This is a genomic window from Echinicola jeungdonensis, from assembly GCF_030409905.1.
In the GTDB taxonomy this organism is placed as follows: domain Bacteria; phylum Bacteroidota; class Bacteroidia; order Cytophagales; family Cyclobacteriaceae; genus Echinicola; species Echinicola jeungdonensis.
In genome coordinates this window covers 1635923-1652580 of the sequence record NZ_JAUFQT010000001.1, presented here as the reverse complement: position 1 = coordinate 1652580, position 16658 = coordinate 1635923, and the positions used below count along the sequence as shown (strand labels likewise).

The window sequence follows — 16658 nt, the reverse complement described above, 5'->3', positions numbered from 1 at the left end:
TTTTGGAATGGGGTTAATTTTTGTAAATTAATCCCTTGGTATTAAAAACTGTTTGTAACTAAACTAATGTCTCTATGAAAAAATTCTCATACTTTTTGGCGGTGATGTTTCTATTTACTGCTTTTGCTCCAGCTGCAATGGCGTCGGCACCGGAAAAGTCAAACAAAGAAGATAAAGAATTGACTCCTGAACAGGAGGAACGCTTGGAAGAAATCAAATCCAGGGTTGATGAAATCAAATCTATGGACTTTTCTTCAATGAGCAAAGCGGAAATTAAAGATGTGAAAAAAGAACTCCGCGGCATCAATAAAGAAACCAAAGCAATGGGGCAGGGAGTTTACCTTTCTGTAGGTGCCATTATCATAATATTATTGATCTTGATCTTATTGACCTAAGAAAAAGGATCAAATCCTTTTATTAAGGCCCGGTAAAGTGATTTACCGGGCTTTTTTATTGAAATGGAATTGAAATTATTCCATCCTAATTAATAAATATTTATAAAATCATAAAAAGTAAAATAATGTTTTAAAAAAATTTTTTTTATAGTATATTTTAATACCATTTGTAATAAATACAAACTGATATGAAAAGAATTACTTATTTCTTAGCGGTAATGTTTTGTTTTACCGCTTTTGTACCCGAAATCAAAGGAGAAACGGACAAGAAAGAAAAAATTGAACTGTCCGAGAAAGAAAAAGCAAGGTTGGAAGAAATAAACCTTCGTATTAATGAAATCAAAGCGATGGATTTTTCAGAACTGGATAAAGCTGAAAGGAAAGAGCTAAGAAAGGAACTTAGAGATATAAAAAATGAAACAAAGGCTTTAAAAAAAGGAGTTTACCTATCTCTTGGTGCTATTATTATCATCACCATTCTATTAATATTATTGTTGGATTGATGGACCTGCTAATCAGGAAGAGTCTTTAAATATTTTTTGACTTTCAGGGCCCGGATCAAAATTATTGATAATATGATCATTCCAGCGAATTCATTAAATCCAAGGTGGAAAAGCGTTCTTTTGTTAAACCCTAACAGTTCCCCATAAGCCAAAATAAACCAAACTCCGGATATTAATTTGCCAATTATTCCTGCCAAAATAAAATACAGCCAGCTGATCGGGTAAAAAGCACTAAGGAAAACCAAAAAACCGATAAGCATGCCAAAAGATCCAAAAACATTGGTGTTGGTAGCAATGGGGGTTTCAATTTGTATTGCCAGCCAGGACAATAGTGGTTCACCAAACCATTTGAAAAATGCACCCCAGGCAAATGTGTACATTCCTACCAATAATAAGAGACCTCTCATTGGCATGGGAAAACGGGGTGCTCCTTTCTTATTTTCCATAATAAATTTTTCTTTCCGTTATTTTAAAAAGGATTTTACTTTAATACCAAATAAATGGGTAAAAACACCCTTTTATGGTTTTAATTACTTACTTTCAATTTAATGTAATAAATATAAGGATAGCTTTGACTTTTTTGGCCGATACCAATCCAAAAAAATTTCCTCTTTAAACTAAGGTCTAATGAATGAAATAGTAGATTAACAGTAATATATTGTAAATGAGATAAATAAAGGGGGAGTTTGTATCATTTTGTAAGCTGAAGATTAGGTAAATTTCCTTAAATTAATACATCTAATGCCCGTTAAATAAAGAAGCCATGAAATCAAGAAATGTGAAAATCCCTGTTTGGTTTTGGACAGTAAGTACTTTCTTGCTGATTTGGAATATATTGGGACTGGGTTCATTCATCCAGCATGTAAATATCACAGATGACACTTTGATTGGCATGACTGAACTGGAAAGAGGCATATATAAATCATTTCCTACCTGGGCCACTCTGGCCTTTGGTTTTGCTGTTTTTGGTGGAGTATTCGGGTGTATAGGATTGTTGCTAAAGCAAAAATGGTCTAAACCTGTTTTATGGGTATCCTTGATAGCAGTTTTAATTCAAATGTCATATAGTCTTTTTGTCGCAAAAACTCCTAACTTGTATGGACCACTTGCAGTGGTAATGCCGGTTTTGATTATTCTTGTGGCCATATTTATGGTTTGGATGGCCAATTATAGCTTAAAAAAAAATTGGTTGAACTGATTTTTTGTATTTAAAAGGTAAACATGAATACTTACGTTTTTTTTATTCGGGCCAAAAAAGAAGCAGTTACTTCCGTTACGGATAAGGAAATTAAAACCAGAAATATACGATGGATGAATTGGACCAGTGCTTTGGCTAAGGAAGGTAAATTAGCTGAGGGCGGTAACCATTTAACCCTGGATGGAATGGTTGTGGAAGGTCAGGGAGGAATTAATGCCGGTCCTTATATGCAAGGAGACGTTTGTTTGTTGGGCTATATATTGGTGCATGCAGTGTCCTATGATGAGGCCATTAAGCTTACCAAAGGCTGCCCCGTATTGGAAGGAAAAGGAACTTCCATAGAGGTTAGGGAAATCAGCAGCTTATAACAGACCTTCCTATCTATATCCTTTGATTTTAACTTGCAAAATGATATTTCCAATTCCTTCCAATCAAATTGACTTTTATCAGGTACTTTTATTATTCTCCAACCTTATGAGGAAGCCCAAAAATGCAAAAAAACAAAGTCAATAGAGGTAAAAAGAAGATTTTAATACGGATTTATACCGGTAAATTGTAAATTAGTTGATTGAAAATATAAGCTAATTGGATTATGTTTAGGAGCAAAGAAATAAGGTGGTTTAGTAAAGAAAAACATCCTGAAATCGTCCAATGGTTTTCTTCCCAGGGGCTCACCTTGGAGGGAGTTTCCTCCAGAACTGATTTTTACCTGCCTTTACCTGATAAGCATGATATTAATGTAAAATTGAGGGAAGGAAATATTGAAATCAAGCATCGCCTAGGGGAAAGGGAAAAAGGAAAGCTTACTTCCAAAGCATTGGGATATTTTGAGGACTGGGTCAAGTGGAGCTTTAATGCGGTAAACAATGACCCATTAACCAAAGCCATTATTCAGGACAAAAAATACAATTGGATCCCAGTACATAAAACAAGAATGGGAATGAAAGTGGTAAAGGGTCAAGATGGCCATTGTCAATTGGTTCCTATGGATCAATTTCCTCCATTTGGATGCCAGGTGGAATATACGCGGATCCAGGTTTTTAGAAAAACCTGGTTTACCTTCGGTTTGGAATGGTTTGGAGAAAAGGATTTGAATTTGGATACCAGTTTGGTCCAGGAAATCTTAGGAGAAAGCCAACTTGAAGAAATGGATAACATGGGTTATCCTGAGTTCTTAAGCAGGCTTAGCGATAAACAATTTTAAAATCAATGATGTAAGTCATTTTAAAATATGTAAAAAATACTTGTCATAAAATCTAAATAAAAACCAATATTAAGTACTGCAGTTGCGGAATTGTAATTTAGAAATAAATCACCCAAAAATCACAATATCAATAAGTTGACATTAGATGTTAGCCAACTGCCATTTATTGAGGATAAATGATTTTTCCTGAAATTTCTGAATCAATCTGGCTAAGTTTCAGGTGATTATTTTCTGAAATTGGTATATTTGCAGGTTCAATTACAGCAATAAATTCGCCAATCAATGGAAAATAGTATAGAAAAACTGCTCAATCAATGGAAAGAGGGGTATGTGGACCGAGTTGATAATTATAAACCCTATCAGGCCATTGACCAGTTAAAACATATAGCTGCATTATTCACACCAGGTTCCTTCTTCTATTTCATAATGAACATGCATAATTTTGAATTGGACTATGTTCATCCCAATGTAGAGGAATTTTTGGGAGTTAAACCCGAGGAGGCCTCCATACAAAAGTTGCTGGGCTCTATTTTGCCTGAGGAAATGGAAATGGTCAAAAAGAAGGAAATGGTATTGCAGGACTTTTTTGAAAATTTTGTAAAACCAGAAGATTTGCCCTTTTACAAGATCATGTATTTTTATAAAATCAAAAACAAAAAGGGTCAAATCCGTACCATGTTATTGCAAATCAATGCGCTTTCTGTGTCGGAAAAGGGAAAGATTGAGCATGTTTTAAGTGTTCATACTGATATCACTCATTTGGGTTTGACCAAAAATGATAAATTATCATTTTTAAGTTTAAATGGGAAACAATCCTATTACAATATTGACCCTGAACCTGGAATATTTGATCCTGATAATGCTGAAACACAAGATGATACCCTGACAAAATTGTTGACCAAAAGGGAAGCTCAAATTGTCAGCATGTTGGCCAATGGGCAAAGTCCAAATGAAATGGCCAAAATCCTGAACCTATCTCTTCATACCATCCAAACCCACCGAAGGAATATTTTAAGGAAAACGGGGATAAACACCACCACAGAATTGGTGGCCAAATGCCTATTGGAAGGATTGATTTAAGGTTAATAAAGTAGGAGAAGGAAGGGTTGAACTGCCCAATTAGAGATATACCTAAAGGCAAAAGGAAAAAACCGAAAGCAGTTCAAAACCACCTGACCTCTTCTAAAACAGCAAATGTAATGGATTGGCTTTGGAAGGCTAACCCATTACATTTTCCCTATGCTCTAAGCCCCAAGCAACCATGGCATCCAGTACCCGCTTGATTTTTTTTCCCGATGGGGTCAATTCATACTCTACCGTCACAGGTGTGGTATCATGAACTGTTCTTTTTACAATACTGTTCAGTTCCAACTCTTTTAATTCCTTGGATAACATGCGGGGGGTGATTTTTTGGATTTCCCTTTCCAGCTCTTTGAAGCGTTTTACCCCATAACTAAGGGAACCGATAATGGGCAATTTCCATTTGCCGCTGATCACATTCATGGTATCCTTCACTGCCAGGACATATTCTCCCGAACATAAAGGAAGTTTTTCTTTGTCGATTGTTTTTTCCATAAGAATTAGGTTGCTATACTTTTGTATACCGATATACAAAAGTATAGTGCTTACTTTTGTATAGCAAATATATGTAATTTTGAGACGTCATAAAACAAAAAAGAAAATAGAGTATGAGCTTATTAGATAATTTGCATTGGCGTTATGCAACCAAAAAAATGAATGGGGAAACCATCCCAGAGGAAAAACTGAATTATATATTGGAAGCAGCCCGTCTGGCACCCTCCTCTTCAGGTTTACAACCTTACCGTGTTTTGGTCATAAGTGATCCGGAGTTAAAAGAAAAAATAAAGCCCATAGCCATGGGGCAAAGCCAAATCACAGATGCATCCCATCTGCTGATCTTTGCTGCCTGGGATAATTATACCGAAAACAAAATTGATTCGGTTTTCAAGAAAACATTAAACCAAAGAGGGCTTCCATCCAATACCATGGATGATTATAGAAATAACCTTTGGGGCATGTATAGCCAAAAATCTGAAGAATGGCATGCCCATCATGCGGCCAAGCAGGCTTATATTGCTTTTGGATTGGCCATTGCGGCAGCAGCAGAACAAAAAGTGGATGCCACACCCATGGAAGGTTTTGATCCGGAAGCTTTGGACGAGCTGTTGGATTTAAAGGATAAAGGCCTCAAAAGTGTGCTTTTATTGCCCCTGGGATACTGGGATGAAAATAAGGATTGGCTGGTCAATATGAAAAAGGTAAGAACCTCCAAAGAGGAGTTTTTTATGGAGCCATCTTTTTAATAGCTCCATGCAAAGATTTAAATAACAACTAAAATTCAAGTGAAATGAAAAACAGCATCTTAATTACAGGAGCTACCGGGGCCCTGGGCGGAATGGTTACCGAGAAATTGCTGGATAATGGGGTAGAAGATTTAGCCGTATTGGTAAGGGATCCGGAAAAGGCCACGGATCTTAAGGAAAAAGGAGTGGAAATCCGGGTAGGGAATTATGAAGATAAGGAAAGCTTACTGGCTGCATTTAAAGGAATTGATAAATTATATTTTGTTTCCGGCAGTGAGATTCAAAACCGGACCCCACTGCATTTGAATGTAGTCAATTCAGCCAAAGAAGCCGGGGTGAAGTATATAGTTTATACCAGTTTTCAAAGGAAAAATGAAACCGAAAGCTCTCCTATTGCTGCGGTGGCGGAAAGCCATTTGAAAACGGAAAAGGCGATATTGGAATCAGGCATGAATTATACCCTGTTGCAACATGGCATATATATGGATCTGTTGCCTGCCTTTATGGGCGAGAAAGTATTGGAGACTGGAACGATCTATTTACCGGCAGGTGATGCTCCAGTGAGTTTTACCCTTCGGGAGGATATGGCTAATGTAGCTGTGGAAGTCCTGAGCGGTGAAGGGTATGAAAATAAAGAGTTTGTAATAAACAATGAGGAAGCCCTTTCTTTTGAGGAGATTGCAAAAATATTGACTGAGATTACCGGCAAAAATATCAGTTACCATTCCCCTTCTGAAGAGGAATACCTTCAAGCCCTTAAAAATGCCGGGGTTACTGATGAATTTGCCGGGATGTTTGCCGGTTTTGCCGGAGCATTTAAAGAAGGAGAATTCACTGATACTTACCAAAATATCTTTAAAATTACCGGGAAAAAACCAGTTTCAGTCAGGGAGTTTTTATCCCGGGTTTATTCCAATAATTAAGCGTTCAACCTGAGTTCGGTAATAAAAGGCCGGGTTATGGATCAAGCATCCATCCCCAAAGGGATGCCTATGGCAAGAACCCTTGTGCGCGTGGGGAATAGGATGTGAGCTGCCTGTTAGGTATTAGGATAGTCGGGATGGTTGCGGTTTTCACCTTTCCAAACCTCGCAGTGACGTTTTTTGAAAGAGCTGAACTTATAAAGGATATTAAAGGGCAAAGCAATTTATGATCAAGTTATTGAATTGGTTTTGCTTCGCAATAATTCGGGAAATCCCATTGGCCTTGAAGCTGATGGGATTTTTTTATGCAATTTAATTGAAAATTAACAGGTTAAAATTTGCGCAAGTAAATACTTGCATATAAATTTACAGAAGCAAGGAATAATAAAGATGGAAACCCGAAGAGATGTATTTCAGGCAATAGCAGATCCGACCAGGCGGGGCATTCTTTCCCAATTAATCAACCGGCCACAGAATCTGAATTCTCTTGCTTCCCATTTTGAAATGAGCAGGCAGGCGGTTTCCCTGCATGTTAAAATTTTGGAAGAATGTGAAGTGATCAGGATCAAAAAGGATGGCAGGGAAAGATATTGTCAGCTTCAGCCCGAAAAGCTGGCGGAAATTGCTATTTGGATGGAGCCTTTCCAAAAAATGTGGAGGAACAGGTTCCAGCAATTGGATGATTTATTAGACCCATTATTAGACCCATTAAATGAGCAAGATGATGAATAAGACCAATTTTAAAAAAGACCTTGCAAACCGGAAAATTTTAGTGGAAAGGGAGTTTAATGCTCCCCTGGAGGTAGTCTGGAAAGCCTGGACGGAACCTGCCCAGCTGGATCAATGGTGGGCTCCCAAACCCTGGAAAGCGAAAACCAAAAAGATGGATTTCAGGGAAGGAGGCCATTGGTTGTACTGCATGAAAGGTCCGGAAGGGGAAAAACATTGGAGCCGGGCTGATTTTAAAATAGTAGATCCACCAAACCGTTATGCAGGTCAGGATGCTTTTTGTGATGAAAATGGTCAAATCACTGATGAAATGCCCCAGATGTATTGGGATGTCCAGTTTGAGGCCAAGGACCGGAAAACCCTGGTAAAGGTGGATATCACCTTTTCTTCTGAAGCTGATTTGGAAAAAATCGTTGAAATGGGCTTCCAGGAAGGATTTGCTGCGGGCCATGAAAATCTGGATGAATTGCTAGAGCAACAAGCTTTGGCGAAGTAAATGGATACCAATAGTGTCTGTACCCTAATTAGGAGGCTTTAAAAGTCTCCTTTTTTTGGATGTATTTTTTGAAAAATGGTAACCTGGAATAAATCCGGTAATCCATGTAAGTTCAAAGTTTCCTGTTCTGCCAGGTAAATATCCCTAAAACCGGCTATCCTGGATGGGAGATATCGTGTTTTGATTTTGAAGTATATTTTTCGAAATACAAAAAACATAGTATAAAATACATAAAAAAGGGTTAGTATTGTTGCGTTCGGCTGGTAATTCACAAATGTTTTTTGTAATATTAATTAGAGAAGTTGAAAAGAGAATTTTTTGGTAAGGATAACATGGGTTTTTGCCATTAGGCTTTCTCAGTAACTATCGGTTAACAAAATTTACCACTGAACCCAAAAAAGATTGATCATGTACTATTACCTGAAAGGATTACACCAGTATGCTGATTTTAAGGGCCGGGCCAGAAGGAAAGAATACTGGATGTTTACCCTTTTTAATATTTTGATCAGCATAGCGGCCGTTTTACTCGACAACCTAATTGGCTGGACAATTGGAGCATTTACCTATGGACCGATCTTCCTGACCTATTTGCTGGCCATTTTTCTTCCCAGTCTGGGGGTAACGGTAAGAAGGCTTCACGATATAGGCAAAAGCGCTTGGTTGGTTCTGATTGCTTTTATTCCCTTTATCGGGGCCATATGGTTGCTGATATTGATGGTGGCCGATGGCGATCCCTACCCCAATAAATACGGCAACAATCCAAAAATGGCCACAGCAGAAGCCTAAAAACTGCTTATCCCCTTCCCCTGAATTATGGACCTTTTGGAATAAAAATACCTGAATCCGGGTATTTTTTTGGAAAAAGAGATGGGGTATTATTGTGGGGTAAGGGTGGACTTATCCAACCGAATACGGTGGATAAGTCTGGAAAATCCGGATATATAAGTGAGTTGAACAAAACCTCCTACGTCGGTAGCTATTTGATTTTGAACAGTTAACCAATTTATTTTCAGTGATTTACCCTAAATTCACTCCATGTTTTACCATTAAATAAATAACATCATGGAAAAAAAAGTCTTCGTCAACGGATGTATGAGGAAATGTTGGTCAGGAACTATTCCCCCAGGACCATCAGTACCTACATCAGCCTTGTATCGGCAGTTTCCAAACATTTTGGAAAGATCCCCGAACAGATCAGTATTGGTAAGTTAAAGGAATACCTTTTCCATAAGGTCGAAGTCAACAAAATGTCCCCTTCAGGGGTGAATCAGACCATCAGTGCGTTCAAAATACTTTTCAAAGATGTCCTGGGCAGGAGCTGGGATCCGGTAAGAATCAAGCGGCCCAGACGGCCCCAACTCCTCCCTTCTGTTTTTTCGAAAGAGGAGATATCCCTTATACTGAACTCCATAAGGAACAGAAAGCATTATTGCCTGCTGGCCCTCACCTACGCCTCCGGTCTGAGGCTGAACGAGGTGATCAGCCTGAAGCCCTGTGATATCGACAGTGACAGGATGCAGCTGAAAGTAAGGGGAGGAAAGGGATATAAGGACAGGTATACCCTGCTGCCAAAAGGGCTGTTGGAAAGGCTCCGGGAATACTACAGGTACTACCGGCCCAAAACCTATCTTTTCGAAGGCCGGACACCTGGCAAACCCCACAGTGAAAAGAGTGCACAGTGCGTTTTAAAAAAAGCCATGGAATGCGCAGGGGTAACAAAGCATGCTTCTTTCCATACCCTTCGCCACTCCTTTGCCACGCACCTTCTTGAGCAGGGAACCAATGTCAGGTTAATCCAGGAGCTGTTGGGCCACAAATCCCTCAGGACCACTACGGTTTACCTGCATGTGACCAACTTGAATCCGGCACAGATCAAAAGTCCCCTGGACGAGCTGTGATGGATATCCTTAACAAGAGGAACAGCGGGGTAGAACTTTCCGATATCCTTCTGGGGCAGAAAGAATCCTTTCTTTCAGGAAACAGCCCGTGTACCGCCCAGTACAAGGCCTATCTGGACATCATTTCCTGCAGGACATCTGAAATGGGTTCCCATACCCTGGCATGTGACAGCTGTGGCCATACCAAAACGAGCTATAACAGCTGCCGGAACCGCCATTGTCCCAAGTGCCAGTATATCAAACAGCAGGTATGGGTAGAAAAGCTCAGGAGCAGGTTGCTGCCGGTGAGGTACTTTCACGTAGTGTTCACCGTCCCGGACTTTCTCAGGCCGCTTTTTTATACCAACCAGCGGTATGGTTACAAGCTCCTGTTTGAAGCCTCTTCGGCCGCAGTGAAAAAGGCTGCCCTGAACCCCGCTTTTCTGGGGGTTGAAAGCGGCTGTATGGCGGTGCTGCATACATGGGGACAGTCCCTGTCCTACCATCCACATATCCACATGCTTGTTCCTGCCGGGGGACTGGACAGCGATGGGCAGGAGTGGATCGTCGCCCATAAAAAGTTCTTTGTTCCGGTGAAGGCACTGTCAGCTATTTACAGGGGCGTATTTATGGAAAAACTTATCAGGGCGTTGGAAGGAAACCTTCTCAGGATACCGGAAAAGCAGGCAAAACTGTTTGCCGACCCAAGGCTTCTCAGGCGGGAAGCCTATGCAAAGTTTTGGCATGTCTACATCAAAAAGACCTTCAGGGGGGCAAACCAGGTGGTCAGCTATCTGGGAAGGTATACCCACCGCGTGGCCATCAGCAACAGCAGGATCCAATGGACTGATGGGAAAGCGGTCAGTTTCAGGTGGAAGGACTACAGGGACAACAGGAACAGGACCATGAGCCTCAGCTGCCACGAGTTTGTAAGGAGGTTTATGCAGCACATCCTCCCTTCTGGATTTTACAAGATCAGGTACTACGGGATCATGGCCTCGGCAAACAGCAGGACCAAAATGGAAACCTGCTTCAGCTTGCTGAAAAAGACAGGGTACATCTCCTTCTACCAGGGACTGACCACTTACGAGATACTTGAAGAGGTACTGGGCCCGGACTTCTTCCTTTGCCCCTGCTGTAAACGGGGAAAAATGGTGTTCGGGATTGCTTCACCAAAAGAAAAAGGCCCCTGAAACTTTATAAACGGGACGTTCATTGACATCATGAAGAACAGATTGGAGGGAAAAGGTTTCCCAGGGAAAAATATGCCTTTTTCCAGCAAAACCATCAATCAAACTAGAAGCTTTAAACAGCGAAACCAAAGAACCTCCTGAAAACTCCCGCCAAGAAAAGATCCATGAAAGACAAATGCCCATAGCAGTTCACCGGCTCCGTCCAACTATGTTTTAAACGCAATCTTGATAGTCTTAAGAAAATAGTTTATTTTTTGCCTAGATTGCGTTTAAAACACTTTACGTTGTAGTGCATTTAAAGAAGCAAAAACAATGAAGCTGACTAAAAAGTATTTAATCCCGCTAATTTTAATGTTAACTCTCTTAACTAATTGTAAAATGGGAAATAACAACGAACCTAAAGACATTTATACATTGGGCATTTGGACAGTAAAGCCTGGAAAAGAAAAAGAATTTATTAATGAGTGGAACGAATTTGCTAATTGGACAGAAAAAAACATCTCTGGCCCAGGAAAAGCTTATCTGTTACAAGATGAAAAAAATCCTTTGAGATTTATCTCCTTTGGACCTTGGGACAATGAAAAGTCAATTCAGGTATGGCGGGAAAGCAATGAGTTTAAAAGTTTTGCTGCCAAAGTCAAGGACCTCTGTGATGACTTTCAACCTAATACTTTAAAAAAGGTATCGAATTCAAAATGAACGAACAACAATGAAAATAAACTCCCTATAACAGCACCTACCCAAAAGTGGCGGTTCAGTCTTTAAATCAAGCTTTGTGCATCCATCAAAGTTTGGTGCAAGTGACAGTGAAGTTCTTCGAAATCGCCACCTTCAGGTAGCTGCAAACCGATTCAAACTTTCCAAATATATAGAAGCATAAGAAATTCAAATTTCTCAATAATAGGATGTAGGGTAATGATCTATCAAGTAAAGGCAAAATTCAATTTCGATAAGGCACGAGAGTTTTATCAAAAACTTACAGATGGAACGATAGAAAAACAACGTCCGGATGGACCTGAAATCGTGAGTTCGATGAAAAGAGCAACCATAGACGAGCGTGGCAAAATTAATTGGACAGAGATGTGCTTTTGTGCAACTCCTTTGCAGCATGAACGAGCGACCGTTTATGATACCTATTTCACGGAAATCAAAACCGAGCCCATCTCAGATCATAAAGCAATCGAAGGAATGTCGTTTATGGAAAAGCTTTCAGCATTCTGAGGGATAAAAAAACATGGTTAAAATTTTATTAGGATGATGGAATTATTTGATTTGGCTCCTTATGCATGGCTGCCTCTTTCCTGCGGCTTGATTGTTATCGTTGTTGGATTTATCAAACTTTTGAAATTACGCCAAACAAAAAATCCGGAGGCTGTTGGTATTTTTGAGATCTGGTTGATGGGGATCATTGCTTTACTTTTAGGAATCTTAGGACCGATATTGAATATGATGCGTACTTTTGATGCTTTCTCACATGCAGGTGATATTTCTCCCTCTATTGTAGCTAATGGGATAAAAAGTTCTTATACATCAATAATAATTGGATTGGCTGTTCTGGTAATTTCCTTGATAATTTGGGGTATATTAAAAGAAACAAAGCAAAACCGGATCATTTCAAAAACGATTGATAAAGTTAATTTAGGATAAGGGTTACACGCCAAGAAGCGAAAGTCCGCTAAGTTTAATTATTTATAAACCTCAGCGATCTGCCCCTCCAAGAGAAAACTTAATAGCATTGCCCATCATCTTTTGGGGTGGGTGGATACGACCCCAGTCCGCTTTCCCCATCGTTTCATACCGAAAAAAACCATATCAGCCAACAAAACAAAGATGAAACGAATAGCATATTTCCAATTTGAGAATTCGGATTTTGACCAACTTCTTAAGATGAGTCAAAAACTATGGAAGGATTTTGATAAAGCCCAACTAGAAAATCTCCTTAAGCAGACTACTCAATCGGAAAAATATAATATTCTAATCGCAAAAGATCCGAAGGGTAAGTGTGTAGGGTTTTCAATATTCTCCATAAGGACTGATTACGTAGAAGGTGCAGAAAAATCACCAACGGGTTATTTAGAAGGAATTTTTGTGGAGGCTGAATTTAGAAAAATGGGTATGGCCAAGGAATTTTTGCGAATTGGTGAATTTTGGTGCAAAGAAAAAGGATGTACTCAAATAGGTTCTGATACTTGGTTAAATGACAAGGAATCCAGGGAGTTTCATAAGAGAGTAGGATTTTGGGAAGAAGAGGAAGTAGTGCACTTTTTGAAGAATTTAAAATAAAGCCAGTATCAAAAAAATAAGCAATTTGACCACAGAAGGAGCTCAGTCTGGTTTCAGTGGTGATTATGGGAATGCTTTTTCCCCTTGGTGTGTTTCTGGGCCGTAGATAAGCGCTAACTACACAACTACTTATGGGCCATACCGTTTATTATTTTCAGATATGATTGACAAGCCAAACAACCCATTTGAAGACTCAGCTTTAACTACCATATTGGTGGTATCCGATATGGCTAAATCCAAAACTTTTTATGTGGATGTCTTGGGAGCAAAAATTTTCAGGGAATATGGCGGGGACTCATTGGTTTTGGAATTTTTGGGGAATTGGCTTTTACTGGTTACTCCTGGAGGTCCAACCCAAGACAAGCCTGATGTTCATTTTGTTGTTCCGGAAATTAAAAATAAAGTCAGCCATTCTTATACCATTCGAGTGAAAGATTGCCATAAATCCTACGAAATATTAAAAGAGAGGGGAGCTGAATTTATTACGCCCCCATTTGTAAGAGGAGCTGAAACCAGATGTTTTTTTCGAGATCCGGATGGTCATTTATTTGAGATAAGTGAATACCGGGGATAATAATGATCCCAATTATTGCACCTACAAACCCTTTGGATTATGACAACAAAAGTAGCCCTTGTTAGTGGTGCAACCGGAATAATGTAATAACTATTTTATCCCTGAGCGCTATTTGAAGATTAAGAAATCTACCTCATTTCCCCAACCCTTAGGCAAATTAATTAGCTCCCTGTTAGAAAAATACCTGAATTAGGGTATTTTTTAGTAGGAAACGGTAAATCAATATCGCCAGCCTTGGCGAGACTTCAATGCGAGGGAGGATGAAGGACGACTGTGGCAGTCGACTGATGACTCAAAATCTACTTCTTCCCTACAAACCGGTACTGCAATCCCATTACAAAGGTTCTTGGTGCTGCCGGGGAATAGTTAGTTCTATTCCCTGAATTATTTGAGGAAACATTATAAGCATATAGGGCATCGGTCAGGTTCATGATATTGGTAAAAAGCTCTAAGCCTTTCCACTGATAACCCCATCTTAAATTCAGTACTTCATAGCCATCATAGCTGACGGTATTGACCTGGTTTTGGTACCAACCGGAAACATGTTGCCATTCCAAGGAAGAACGAAAGTTGGGCAGCCAGTTGGGTTGATAACGGAGTTCTGTATTCCATATCCACCTTGGAGAGGAAGGCATTTCAAAGCCTGCCAGGTTTTCCACTCCTTTGGAACCATCTTCATTGATCTGAAAATCTTCAAAACGGTGCAGGGCGGAAGTACCACTCCATCGGAATTGCAGTTGATCATTGGGTTTGGCAGTAATGCCGAGTTCAAAGCCGCGGTGGAGGGTCTTTCCGGCAGATTGATAATCTGTGGATCCATCGGCCTGGCGGATACTCAATAATTCATGCCTTCCGTCCATTTGGTAAAGGGCCAGATCTATGTACAATTTATTTTCCCAATAGGATGCCCATCCTCCGATTTCATAATTTTGGAATTGGGCAGGTTCCAGGTTATAGTAAAATTCATCTGATCCATTTTTCTTGCGGAAAATGGCAGTTAATCCCGGAGGGGCAAAGCCCTGGGAATAGTTGGCATAGATTCCTTTGTCTTTTCCAAAATCATAGGTCAAGCCCATTTTTGGAGTCACCTGTTGATAAGCTTTTTCCCCACTGCTTTCATCGAGGTAATTGTCATAGGTAAAGAACATCCGGTCATATCGAAGTCCGGTGGAAATTCTCATTGCCGAAAATGGACTAAAATCAAATTGCAAATAACCCGCACTGTTTCTGATCAGGGCTTCATAATCTGCCCTTACAATATCAGGCCTTTCCTTCTCCAATTCATATCGTTCTACTGATAGCCCATCAGGCCTCATGATGGCATTAAGTTCAATCTGGTGGGCTTGGTAATAATTGGGAGAAATATCCAACATCCCTCCTACCATCAATCTGGAATCCAGCAAGGACCACCTTTTGCTGTGTTGGGTCAGCAAACCATAACTTTTGAATTTATTGGCATTGATTTCCCCGGTGGCGGTAGTGGAACCCTGGTTCCAGCGGATGCGGTATGAGGGGTTTTGGCACATTTCATTGTCCCGGTGAAATAGGGTAAGGAAACTTTTTGAGGTGCCACTCCAATCCTGTTCCAAAGTCAAGCGGGTTCTAAGTGCAATGGATTCCCTATAAGTAAAATCATTATTGCTGGGATATTTACGACTGTGAAATGCGATGCTGTCCACGTTTCCGCCCGTTTGGGAAAAATAATTTCCATAGGCCAGGGTGCCGATCAACCGGGTTTGGGGTTTGAAATGGTATTCGGCCCGTATATTGACCGAGTGCTTGTCATAATCCGAATTGGCCATCCAGCTGTCATTTTGTTTGCTGGTAAGACCTCCCACATAAATGCCGAATTTTCCCATTTGTGCACCTGCGCCAAATTGCAACCTTTTATAGCCAAACTGATCCAATTGGAATCCAATTTGAGCAGTAGGAACAGCGGTGGGTTTTTGAGTAATGAAATTGACCGCTCCACCGACAGCTTCAGGTCCATAGATAGAAGAAACCGGCCCTTTGACCACCTCAATGGTTTCTAAAGCCATTTGGTTGATTTCCAATAAAGCGTTGTGATTGAAAACCCCCATTGGACGGATGGGAAGTCCATCCTCCAGATAAAGATAATAATTGGAATAATTCATGGGTTGGCGGATGGCCATGGCATGCTGCTCATTGTTAAGGTTAACCATCAATACCCCGGGAGATTTATTGACCAGTTCATAAAGGGCGATGGCCTTGGTTTCCTCGATGATTTTTGGGGATATTTTGGATATGGCGATGGGCACCTCGGACCTTAAACTTGCTTCCCGGTTGGCGGTAACCACTACTTCCTGCATTTGCTTTTCTGAAGCTTCCAGCCTGATGGTAAGGGATTTGCTTCCAGAAACGGTAATCTTTTGGCTAAGATATCCCAAATAGGAAATTTTCAATTGGCTATTTTCCGGTAGCTGTTCTAAGCTAAATCGGCCTTGGGCATCCGTAACAGTACCTTTTTCGCTTCCAATCACTTGGATGGCAGCACCGCTGATTGGTGAGCCGGATTGGTCATCTATAATTTTTCCCCTGATTTCCTGCCCAATGGCTGCAAATTGGATACAAGTTATTAAAGCGATTTGTATTAGGTATTTCATAAGGATGGAGAGGGCTTATTTTTTAGGAATGGAATATTAATTTTACCTGAGGTCGACCTAAATGGACCAATATTGGTCCTTACCATTATTTCAGAATGGTAAAATTCCAATATTGAATTTTAGCTCCAAATCAGGATATTAGGAATGCCTGGTATAATATGGTTTTCCCGTTTCAGCCCAGAAAAGGGGCTTATTATTATAGGGGACCCCATAATGTATTTGGGCATTCAATCCTTGAAGCCATTTATGTGAAAGGGGAGCAATATTTTACTTAGATAAAATGAATAACCCACATTACCCATAAGAAAGAAGAATCGAAATCCTCTTGTTGGGAA

At 40.1% G+C, this 16658-nt stretch carries 21 protein-coding genes; 18 read left to right on the top strand and 3 right to left on the bottom strand.

All coding sequences use genetic code 11. The annotated features are described in order from the left end of the window. Positions 1-74: 74 nt before the first annotated feature. Both QWY93_RS07055 and QWY93_RS07050 read left to right on the top strand, forming a co-directional pair. Positions 75-395, top strand: coding sequence for a hypothetical protein (locus QWY93_RS07055; protein ID WP_290247469.1), 321 nt, complete (start codon positions 75-77; stop codon positions 393-395). Between the two features lie 188 nt (positions 396-583). Next, on the top strand, positions 584-898 hold the full coding sequence (locus tag QWY93_RS07050) for a hypothetical protein (protein ID WP_290247468.1): 315 nt from the start codon (positions 584-586) through the stop codon (positions 896-898). Positions 899-906: 8 nt separating this feature from the next. Here QWY93_RS07050 and QWY93_RS07045 read toward each other — a convergent pair whose 3' ends face one another. Further along, a complete protein-coding gene (locus QWY93_RS07045) occupies positions 907-1344 on the bottom strand; it encodes a hypothetical protein (RefSeq protein ID WP_290247467.1) in 438 nt (145 codons plus the stop codon). Between the two features lie 317 nt (positions 1345-1661). Between QWY93_RS07045 and QWY93_RS07040 the strand changes: the two genes are divergently transcribed. The 4 genes from QWY93_RS07040 to QWY93_RS07025 all read left to right on the top strand — a co-directional run bounded on the left by QWY93_RS07040 (position 1662) and on the right by QWY93_RS07025 (position 4380). After that, entirely contained in the window at positions 1662-2096 is a 435-nt protein-coding gene (locus QWY93_RS07040) for a hypothetical protein (protein WP_290247466.1), read from the top strand. 23 nt (positions 2097-2119) lie between these two features. Beyond that, the gene (locus tag QWY93_RS07035; protein WP_290247465.1) at positions 2120-2464 is read left to right on the top strand and encodes a YciI family protein; all 345 of its coding nucleotides are present in this window, start codon (positions 2120-2122) and stop codon (positions 2462-2464) included. 224 nt (positions 2465-2688) lie between these two features. After that, positions 2689-3300: a hypothetical protein gene (locus QWY93_RS07030; protein WP_290247464.1), complete on the top strand. Its 612-nt coding sequence runs from the start codon at positions 2689-2691 to the stop codon at positions 3298-3300. A 282-nt stretch (positions 3301-3582) separates the two neighbouring features. Continuing rightward, on the top strand, positions 3583-4380 hold the full coding sequence (locus QWY93_RS07025; RefSeq protein WP_290247463.1) for a LuxR C-terminal-related transcriptional regulator: 798 nt from the start codon (positions 3583-3585) through the stop codon (positions 4378-4380). Positions 4381-4518: 138 nt separating this feature from the next. On the opposite strand, the gene QWY93_RS07020 is transcribed toward QWY93_RS07025, so the two are convergent. After that, complete coding sequence (locus QWY93_RS07020) at positions 4519-4875, bottom strand: winged helix-turn-helix transcriptional regulator (protein WP_290247462.1); 357 nt, start codon at positions 4873-4875, stop codon at positions 4519-4521. A 113-nt stretch (positions 4876-4988) separates the two neighbouring features. Here QWY93_RS07020 and QWY93_RS07015 point away from each other — a divergent pair, with 113 nt between their 5' ends. The 12 genes from QWY93_RS07015 (at position 4989) to QWY93_RS06960 (ending at position 13699) form a co-directional block, all read left to right on the top strand. Then, positions 4989-5624 carry an NAD(P)H-dependent oxidoreductase gene (locus QWY93_RS07015; protein ID WP_290247461.1) on the top strand — a complete coding sequence of 212 codons (636 nt, stop codon included), beginning with the start codon at positions 4989-4991 and terminating at the stop codon, positions 5622-5624. 44 nt (positions 5625-5668) lie between these two features. Then, positions 5669-6547: an SDR family oxidoreductase gene (locus QWY93_RS07010; protein WP_290247460.1), complete on the top strand. Its 879-nt coding sequence runs from the start codon at positions 5669-5671 to the stop codon at positions 6545-6547. 390 nt (positions 6548-6937) lie between these two features. Continuing rightward, entirely contained in the window at positions 6938-7279 is a 342-nt protein-coding gene (locus tag QWY93_RS07005) for an ArsR/SmtB family transcription factor (RefSeq protein ID WP_290247459.1), read from the top strand. Then, positions 7269-7772, top strand: coding sequence for an SRPBCC family protein (locus tag QWY93_RS07000; RefSeq protein WP_290247458.1), 504 nt, complete (start codon positions 7269-7271; stop codon positions 7770-7772). The genes QWY93_RS07005 and QWY93_RS07000 overlap by 11 nt, the downstream gene beginning before the upstream one ends. A 408-nt stretch (positions 7773-8180) precedes the next feature. Beyond that, positions 8181-8558: a DUF805 domain-containing protein gene (locus QWY93_RS06995; protein ID WP_290247457.1), complete on the top strand. Its 378-nt coding sequence runs from the start codon at positions 8181-8183 to the stop codon at positions 8556-8558. A 302-nt stretch (positions 8559-8860) separates the two neighbouring features. Further along, positions 8861-9670, top strand: a complete 810-nt coding sequence (locus QWY93_RS06990; protein WP_290246662.1) for a tyrosine-type recombinase/integrase — start codon at positions 8861-8863, stop codon at positions 9668-9670. Beyond that, positions 9670-10842 carry an IS91 family transposase gene (locus QWY93_RS06985; RefSeq protein ID WP_290248799.1) on the top strand — a complete coding sequence of 391 codons (1173 nt, stop codon included), beginning with the start codon at positions 9670-9672 and terminating at the stop codon, positions 10840-10842. Before QWY93_RS06990 ends, QWY93_RS06985 begins: the two co-directional genes overlap by 1 nt. A gap of 312 nt (positions 10843-11154) precedes the next feature. Next, on the top strand, positions 11155-11541 hold the full coding sequence (locus tag QWY93_RS06980) for a putative quinol monooxygenase (RefSeq protein ID WP_290247456.1): 387 nt from the start codon (positions 11155-11157) through the stop codon (positions 11539-11541). Between the two features lie 216 nt (positions 11542-11757). Continuing rightward, complete coding sequence (locus QWY93_RS06975) at positions 11758-12063, top strand: hypothetical protein (protein ID WP_290247455.1); 306 nt, start codon at positions 11758-11760, stop codon at positions 12061-12063. Positions 12064-12096: 33 nt separating this feature from the next. Further along, entirely contained in the window at positions 12097-12489 is a 393-nt protein-coding gene (locus QWY93_RS06970) for a MotA/TolQ/ExbB proton channel family protein (protein WP_290247454.1), read from the top strand. Positions 12490-12672: 183 nt separating this feature from the next. Next, positions 12673-13125, top strand: a complete 453-nt coding sequence (aac(6'), locus tag QWY93_RS06965) for an aminoglycoside 6'-N-acetyltransferase (protein ID WP_290247453.1) — start codon at positions 12673-12675, stop codon at positions 13123-13125. 160 nt (positions 13126-13285) lie between these two features. Beyond that, the gene (locus tag QWY93_RS06960) at positions 13286-13699 is read left to right on the top strand and encodes a VOC family protein (RefSeq protein WP_290247452.1); all 414 of its coding nucleotides are present in this window, start codon (positions 13286-13288) and stop codon (positions 13697-13699) included. 299 nt (positions 13700-13998) lie between these two features. On the opposite strand, the gene QWY93_RS06955 is transcribed toward QWY93_RS06960, so the two are convergent. Beyond that, complete coding sequence (locus QWY93_RS06955; RefSeq protein WP_290247451.1) at positions 13999-16323, bottom strand: TonB-dependent receptor; 2325 nt, start codon at positions 16321-16323, stop codon at positions 13999-14001. Positions 16324-16658 lie beyond the last annotated feature (335 nt).